This is a genomic window from Streptomyces sp. NPDC050121 (assembly GCF_044460385.1).
In the GTDB taxonomy this organism is placed as follows: Bacteria; Actinomycetota; Actinomycetes; order Streptomycetales; family Streptomycetaceae; genus Streptomyces; species Streptomyces soliscabiei.
Window position 1 is genome coordinate 20327 of record NZ_JBITJV010000071.1, and the last position, 6854, is coordinate 27180.

Here is a 6854-nt window from a genome sequence, read left to right on the forward strand (position 1 = left end):
CGGGTGATGTTGTCGTTGGGACGGTGGAAGGTTTCCGGTCAGCCCGGGTTGGGCAGGAGCGCGACTCGTTCGAGGGCGGTAGTGATCTCGTCGGTCCAGGGCCAGTGCCGGGTAAGGCAGAGAATCCTGCGTCGGCCAGTGGTGACCAGCTGGGCGGCCGCGGAGAACAGGCGGAACCGCAGTCGGCGGGGGTCCCAGAGCCGGACCTTGCCGGTGAGGGCAAGCATGGGCATTCAGGCCGGCAGGTCCGCGATGCTTGACGAGCTGTGGACGCAGGGGTGGTTCGTAGCCCGTAGTGTGGACGGTTCTCAGACGCCGGACAGCTTCAGCCTGCTGGGCCTGATACCGAGGGCACCGGGCGACACCACGTGCCGCGCCGATCGCCGCGACGGTACCGACTCCGCGGCCAACTTCGTGCCGAGCAGGGCTACACCCTCTGCGAGCCCTCAGGCGTGTGCAGGGCTGAATCCTGGGAGTATGCCTTCAGATAACCGACGAGCGTGTTGGTGACGGCGACCAGCGGTACGGCGACCACCGCGCCGCCGATGCCCGCGATCATGCCGCCGGAGGCCACCGCCAGTACCACGGCCAGAGGATGCACGCGCACCGCGCGGCCGAGGATGAACGGCTGCAGGATGTGGCCCTCGATCTGGTGCACTGCCAGCACCACCGCCAGCGTCATCACGGCAGTGAACACGCCCTGGGTGACCAGCGCGATGACCACGGCCAGCGCGCCGGAGGCGACAGCGCCGACCAGCGGGATGAAGGAGAACAGGAAGATGAACACGGCGAGCGGGACGGCCATCGGGACGTTGAGGAAGTAGATGCCGATGCCGATGGAGAAGGCGTTGATGAGCGCCACCACCACTGTGCCGCGCACGTACGCCGTGAGCGTGGCCCACGCCCGCGGCCCGGCGCCGGCCATGCCCGGCCGGGCGTTCGCGGGCACCAGCTTCAGGGTCCACTCCCAGATCCGCTTGCCGTCGTAGAGCAGGAAAAGGGTGGAGAAGAAGGTGAGCAGGATGCCGGTGAGGGCCTCGACAACGACGGTCACGCCCTCCAGTCCGACCGAAGTGATGGCGTCCGTATTCGCGCCGACCGCATCGGCCAGGCTCTGAGCGAGGCCGTTGATCTGCTTGTCGGTGACGTGGAAGGGGCCGTCGAGCAGCCAGCGGCGCAGATCCTCGATACCGTTTTGGACCTGCTCGGAGAGGTTGTCGACGTTTTCCAAGACCTGCCAGATCACGAACCAGGCCATGAGGCCGATGACGACGAACCCGAAGATCGCGGTGAGCGCGGTCGCGGGCCCGCGCGGCACCCCTGCCTGCTTCAGCCGGGCGACGGCGGGTTCGAGGAGGGCGGTCAGCAGCAGCGCAATGACGAAGGCGAGCACGACCAGCTGGACCGTGCTGATGATCCGCATCAGCACCCACACGGTCCCGGCGAGCACCAGCAGTCGCCAGCCGACCTCGGCGGCGACCCGTACCCCCCAGGGGACGGCCAGTGCGGGCTCAGGGCGCGACACGAAAGCCGACGGCGACTCAGAGTCGGGCGCAGGCGGCGAGGCGGCTCCCCCCACCCCTGAGATGCCCTGCCGTTCCTGAGCGCCCTGAACCGCCCGGGGTGCCTCGGACGCGCCGGACTCTTCGGCGGCCGTAACGTCCTTGAGCTCGCTCCGTGACTCCCGACTCTCCCGGTCCACGCCGGCGCGCCGCTCACTCAGCTCGGTGAGCCCGGCACCGAGCCGGCCGAGCCGCCCTGGCACTCGCGACATGATCCGTCCCTAGAACTGGGTCTCGGGAATGTGTACTTCCATCCCGGCCATGTCGGCTGTCACAGGGATTTGGCAGGTGAGGCGGCTGTTTGCGGTGCGTGGGGTGGGTATGCCTTCGAGGATCATCTCCTCGTTTTCGTCAGCCGGAGCAAGGAGCGGCAGGTGTTTGTCGTCGATGTAGGCGTGACAGGTTCCGCAGGAAGCGCAGCCGCCGCAGTCGCCGATGATGCCGGGCACGAGATGGTCGAGTGCCGCTTGCTTGAGGCTCTGGCCGACGACGGCCTCCACGGGGTGCGGTGTTCCGTCGGCCTCGATGAACTTGATCACTGGCATGTCAGGCACGCCTTTCTGCGGTGGATTGGTGTCGCTTCATCAGTTCGGACAGCGGGAGGTCTTCGCAGGCGGCTTCGTCCCCGGTCATGGCAGCCCGCGTCGTGACGAGTTGCCGGGCGGCCGTGAAATCCCGCGGCCGGTTGACCGCGTGCAGGCCGGTGATGATGCCGTTGCGCAGATACACCACGCTGAAGGAGTTCGATGACGGGTCGCCGCGGACGACTTCTGTGTCGCCGGTCTGCGGCAGGCCGGCCATCTGGAGTTTGTGGTCGTACTGATCGGACCAGAACCAGGGCGCCGTGAAGCGCTCGGTCGGCTTTCCGCACAAGGTGCGGGCCGCGGTTCTGGCCTGGTCGGTGGCGTTCTGGACGGATTCGAGGCGTACGCTGCGGCCGAGGAAGCCGTGCCACTGTCGCGTGCAGTCGCCCGCGGCGACGATGTCGGGGTCTTCGGTCCGGGCCACGGCGTCGACCAGGACACCGTCGTCGACGGCCAGTTGCGCGGTGGCGGCGAGGGTGTCGTTCGGAGCAATCCCCACGCCGGTCAGGATCAGGTCAGCTCTGACCACGGTGTCATCGCTGAGCTCCGCAAGGAGGGCTCCGTCGCGCCGGGCGACGCTGCGGACGGACACGCCTGTGCGCAGATCGACACCGTGATTGCGGTGCTCGCGTTCGACGAAGGCGGAGACGGCCGGTGGGCACGTCCGGGCCAGGACTCGCGGCTGGGCCTCTACGAGCGTCACCGCGATCCCCATGTCGGTAGCGGCGGCCGCCGTCTCCAGGCCGATGAATCCGCCCCCGACGATCAGTAGGGTGCCACCGGAGTGCAGTTCCTGCCGCAGCGCGATCGCGTCGTCGAGGGTGTGCAGAGTCCTGCCTGCGACGTGGCCGGATCCGAATCGCAGAGGACGCGGACTGCCACCGGTGGTGAGGGCCAGCTTGTCGTAGCGCAGCGTGCGGCCGTCGGCCAGGGCGACGGATCGTGTCCGGCGGTCGATCCCGACCGCGGCAGTGTCGAGTTCGACCTCGATGCCGGCGTTGGTGAAGGCGTCCAGGGCGCGAATCCGCAGTGCCACCTGCTCGACTTTGCCGTGCAGGAACGCCTTGGACAGCGGCGGGCGCTGGTAGGGCAGGTGGGGTTCGGCCCCGACGAGCCGGATCCGGTCGCTGAAACCGTTCTGCCGCAGTGCCACGGCCAGTTCCGAGCCGGCCTGTCCCGCACCGACGATGACGACGGTCTTCACCGGTTCACCCGTCGGATGGTGACCGGCAACGCCGTCAGCTGCCGCATCAGGGAGTAGGCCGCCCATTCGTGATCGTCCCCGACCAGTGCGATATCGACATCGGGCGCGGTCAGCGCGGTCACGGCGGTCTCGGTGAGCATCCGGGCCACGTTCCTGCCCGGGCACAGGTGGGCACCGCCGCCGAAGGTCGCGCCGTGCTGGATAGGCCGGGTCAGCCGGTAGCTGTCGGGGTCGTCGAAGACCTCGGGATCGCGATTCGCCGAGGCCCACATCATGACGACCGGTGTGCCGGCGGGGACAAGGACGCCGTTGTACTCGACGTCCTGCAGCGTCAGTCGCTGACTGAGCATCAGCGGGGACTCCAGACGTGTGCCCTCGTAGAAGGCACCGGTGACCAACGCCGGGTCGGCGCGGACCTGTTCCAGGGCCGTCTTGTCGCTCAGCATGCGGAAGACCACGTTCTCGATCGCCACACCGATCGTGTGGAAGCCGTCGAAGAAGTTCGAGGCCACCAACGAGCCGATGTCCTCCGGCTTGCCCTCCATGTCGATCGTGCTGAGTTCGGCCGCCATGTCGTCGAGAAGCGCGTTGCCACCGTCCGACCAGGCCTTCCGAACGGCTTCTCCGACCACGTCCATGTACGTCGCCGCAGCGGAGAACAGGCGCTGCGACTGCTCGGGCGTGCGGGTGAGCAGGAACGTCAGGCTCATCTCCTCCATGAGGTGCTGGACGTGCGCCGCCTGGTCCCTGCTCAGGCCGAGTTGCTCGGCCCAGAATCGGGTGACGAACCGCCCGGCGAACTCCCGGGAGAAGTCGGTCCGGTCGCGCCCGGCGCACTCCTCGACAAGTTCCTGTGCGAGGCGTTCGGCGGCGGGAGCGAAACGGAGGATGTTCCGGGGCATCAGTGGCCGGACCAGGAGATTGCGGTACGGCTGATGCAGCGGAGGGTTGGTGGTGAACACCTGGTTCCGCAGGAACCTGCCGTACCCTTCGGTCTGTTCGGGATCCGGTTTGGCCACGGGCCCGGAGCCGAGATCCGCTTCGGTGGCCATCCACAAGACGATGTCCGCGGGCACGTTGCCCAACGCCGGATTCGCCGCAAGCGTCCTGGCGTCCTTGTTACGGAGCACGACGAGACTGTTCATCGGGCCCCGGAGAAAGTCGGTTCCTTCTCGGCCCCGCAACTCCCGTGCCGCTTCCACGAAGTCGCGTGAGAAATCGTCGAACGGGATCAAGTCCTCAATGGCGGGAAGATCTGCCACCGAAGTCAGCTGTGTGGAGGACATGGGTTTAACTACCACCTTTCTGTCATGAGCTGTGGACAGGGCCGGGTCAGTCGCCCAGGACTCGTCGAAGGTATGCGTTGCCGAAGCGCCGATCCGGATCGAGGCGCTCACGCAGTGCGGTGAATTCACCGAAGCGCGGATACGCCGCCGCGAAGTAGTCGGCGTCACGTGTGTGCAGCTTGCCCCAGTGCGGGCGTCCGCCGTGCGCGGTGAAGATGCGCTCCGCCGCGGCGAAGTACTCACAAAAGGGCATGCCCCGGTAGGTGTGGACGGCGATGTATCCGCTCTCACGGCCCGACGCCGTGGAGAGGGTGATGTCGTCCGCGGGTGCCGTACGCACTTCGACGGGAAAGCTGATCCGCAGATCCGAACGGTCGACCATGGCCTTCACCTCGCGCAGGGCGTCGATCAATGCCTCGCACGGGAGGGCGTACTCCATCTCGATCATCTTCACGCGGCGGGGGGATGTGAAGACCTTGTACGGGATGTCCGTGTAGGTGCGGGCGGAAAGAGCCCGGCTCGACACCCTCGCTATGGCCGGGACGGCGGCGGGCACGGCCCGCCCCAGCGAGTTGGCTGCCTGGAAAACACCGTTGGAGAGAAACTCGTCCTCGAACCAGCCTCGGAACCGGCCCATCGGGGCGAGCGGACCTGTGCTGCGGTTGTTGCGCAGGGTGTTGCAGTTGTCGGTGTGCGGGAACCAGTAGAACTCGAAGTGCTCGTTGGCCGCGTGGAGTTCGTCGAAGGTCGCGGTGACCCTGTCGAACGTCATCGGTTCGTCGCGCGCGGTGAGAAGGAACAGCGGTTCCACGGCGAACGTGAGGGCACTGACAACCCCGAGCGCGCCCAGCCCGATGCGTGCAGCGGCGAACACGTCCGGGTTCTCCTTCTCGGAGCACGTGAGCAACGAGCCGCCTGCCGTCACCAGTTCAAGGCCGCGTATCTGGGCCGCGATCGCGGCGGAGCTGCGGCCCGTGCCATGGGTGCCCGTACTGGTCGCGCCGGCGACGGTCTGCTCCATGATGTCGCCCATGTTGGTGAGTGACAGGCCTTCCCGGGCCAGGGCGACGTTCAGGTCCCTGAGTCGTGTGCCCGCTTCCACGGTCACGGTTGCGGCCTCCCGGTCGATGGCGCGTATGCCCCTCAGGCGATCGGGCCGTATCAGCACGCCCTCGGTCGCGGCGGCGGCGGTGAACGAGTGGCCGCTGCCGACGGGCTTCACCGGCAGGCCGTCCTCGGCGGCCTCGCGCACAACGGCGCAGAGCTCATCGACCGAGGCGGGTGCGACGTCCCTCACCGGGCGGGCCGTGACGTTCCCGGCCCAGTTCCGCCACACACTCCTGTTCGCGCGGTCCTTGCCCGCGTGCGCGCCGTAGCGGGTCGTTGCCACGTCCTATTCCTCCTCGGTGAGCTGGGCGGTGGTGCCTTGCGCGTATCTAGCGGACGGAACGGATGCGGTAGACGAGGACCGCTCCGACGGCGGCGGCCGCACCCACGAGCGCGAAGAGAAGTGGGTAGCCGTGTTCCGAACTGATGACCGCTCCGGCGATCAACGGGGCGATCGCCGGGGGAACGACCGAGCCGATGTTCATGATGCCGAGGTCCTTGGCCCGGCTCTCGGCGTCGGGGAGCACTTGTGTGATCAGAGCCTGGTCGACGGCCATGTACGCACCGAAGCCGCCGCCCATGAGAGCGGATGCCACCATCATGACGGTGAGGCTTGGGGCACTCGCCAGCAGGAAGCCGGAAGCAGCCTGGAGCAGCGCCGCCAGAGCGACGAAGATCCGTCGTCGGCCGAGGCGGTCGGACAGCACACCGGCGGCGGCGGTGGCCACAAGGCCGGCCAGGAGATAGAGAACGGTGCAGACCAGCAGGGTGCCGGCCGGATCGGGGACGTTGAGGCCGTCGCTGAGGAAGTAGAGCGTGTAACACGTGCCCAGCGAGTTCGCCAGATTGACCAGGAGCCGTCCGCCGAAGGCCCAGGCGAATTCCCGGTTCCTGAGCGAGCTGCCCATCGAGGCGAGCAGTTCCGCGATGCTGAGCGGCGCCTCGGCGTTGAAGGCGATGTCGCGATGGGCGGCCAGGAACGGCACCAGACAGACGATCAGCAAGGCCGCGATGACGGCGAAGCCGGACATGGGGGAGAGTCCGAAGGCCGACACGAGGGCTATGCCGACGACCACGCCGAGGGCCTGGGGACCGTAGATGGCGCTGGAGA

Annotated in this window: 6 protein-coding genes and 1 pseudogene; all 7 read right to left on the bottom strand. The window is 67.7% G+C overall.

Annotated features, from left to right (window positions below; all coding sequences use genetic code 11):
* Positions 1 to 38: 38 nt before the first annotated feature.
* A pseudogene (locus ACIBTS_RS47505) lies at positions 39 to 233 on the bottom strand (transposase); the annotation flags it as partial.
* Positions 234 to 427: 194 nt separating this feature from the next.
* Entirely contained in the window at positions 428 to 1774 is a 1347-nt protein-coding gene (locus ACIBTS_RS47510; protein WP_399327941.1) for an AI-2E family transporter, read from the bottom strand.
* Between the two features lie 9 nt (positions 1775 to 1783).
* Complete coding sequence (locus ACIBTS_RS47515) at positions 1784 to 2107, bottom strand: 2Fe-2S iron-sulfur cluster-binding protein (RefSeq protein ID WP_399327943.1); 324 nt, start codon at positions 2105 to 2107, stop codon at positions 1784 to 1786.
* Position 2108: 1 nt separating this feature from the next.
* Positions 2109 to 3350 (bottom strand): NAD(P)/FAD-dependent oxidoreductase, encoded by a 1242-nt coding sequence (locus ACIBTS_RS47520; RefSeq protein WP_399327945.1) that lies wholly within the window; start codon positions 3348 to 3350, stop codon positions 2109 to 2111.
* A complete protein-coding gene (locus ACIBTS_RS47525) occupies positions 3347 to 4747 on the bottom strand; it encodes a cytochrome P450 (protein WP_399327947.1) in 1401 nt (466 codons plus the stop codon). Before ACIBTS_RS47525 ends, ACIBTS_RS47520 begins: the two co-directional genes overlap by 4 nt.
* A complete protein-coding gene (locus tag ACIBTS_RS47530; protein ID WP_399327948.1) occupies positions 4683 to 6026 on the bottom strand; it encodes a D-arabinono-1,4-lactone oxidase in 1344 nt (447 codons plus the stop codon). The genes ACIBTS_RS47525 and ACIBTS_RS47530 overlap by 65 nt, the downstream gene beginning before the upstream one ends.
* A gap of 46 nt (positions 6027 to 6072) precedes the next feature.
* A partial coding sequence (locus tag ACIBTS_RS47535) for an MFS transporter (RefSeq protein WP_399327950.1) occupies positions 6073 to 6854 on the bottom strand: 782 nt, incomplete at its 5' end.